This is a genomic window from Acinetobacter sp. YH12041, assembly GCF_013419975.1.
Lineage (GTDB): Bacteria > Pseudomonadota > Gammaproteobacteria > Pseudomonadales > Moraxellaceae > Acinetobacter.
Window position 1 is genome coordinate 1 of record NZ_VOZC01000057.1, and the last position, 1,040, is coordinate 1,040.

General features: G+C 40.1%; 1 protein-coding gene. It reads right to left on the minus strand.

Annotated features, from left to right (window positions below):
- Positions 1 to 95: 95 nt before the first annotated feature.
- Positions 96 to 1,040: IS30 family transposase (locus FTU00_RS15480; protein WP_180179993.1), on the minus strand; the 945-nt coding region annotated here is incomplete at its 5' end.

Below are 1,040 nucleotides of genomic sequence, written 5' to 3' on the forward strand. Positions count from 1 at the left end.
AAGTGTTATTTTTATATGTAAAAATAGGGTATAGCCTAACGGAACAAAATAAAGTCTTAAAAAGCAACTCAAAAACCGTATTTATAGAGGCGGATTCAAGCAGCAAGTGCAACAGTATAAAAACCAGCCATAACTTCACTAGGCGTATACCAGCCTAGTGTTTTTCTAGGGCGATGATTGAGAGCAAATTCTATCTGCTCTATTTGTTCATTTGACACTTCATCAAACGAAGATGATTTTGGCAGATATTGCCTGATCAGACCATTGGTATTTTCATTTCTGGCTCGTTGAATCGACTTGTATGGATCTGCAAAGTACGTCTCTATCCCTGCTTCCGTTATCCGCCGGTGCTCGGAGAACTCCTTACCATTATCAAAGGTTACACTGTAGGCATGACTGCTGCGCAAACATGCTAAAGCACACGAAATCGTTTTAGTTGTGGTTCTAGTTTGTCCCAAATGAACGATATGTACATACAAGCTTTTGCGCTCAACCAGAGTTAATAATGCCCCCTTGTGATTCTTGCCTATCACGGTATCACCTTCAAAATCACCTAGGCGTTGACGTTTCTCGACGACCTCATCGCGACAGTGAATACTTGTTCTATCAACGAGTTGGCCTCTACGGTCTGTATTTTTATAGCCTCGTTTACGATATTTCTTTTGATGTCTTAAATGAAGGTGGAGCTTACCACCTTTAGATTTATCTAGATAAACGTACTGATAAATCCATTCATGTGAAGGCACATTAAGCCAACCTCGTTGTGTTAAAGCACCTGAAATTTGCTCAGGAGACCAATCTAAGCCAATCAGATAACGAATATAAACGAGAGCAAAATCCGTCATTTGTGAAGAGGATCGATATCGTCTTTGACTTGAAAATTTCTCTGCCTGTTGAGCTCGATATCCACGTTTTCCAGTATTTCTTTTGATCTCACGATAAAGGGTTGATCGAGAACGTCCAAGCTCCCTGGCAAGGGTAGAGATTGAAGATTTGCTTTTCAAAGCAGCATAAATTTCGTATCTTTCATCTTGAGAAAG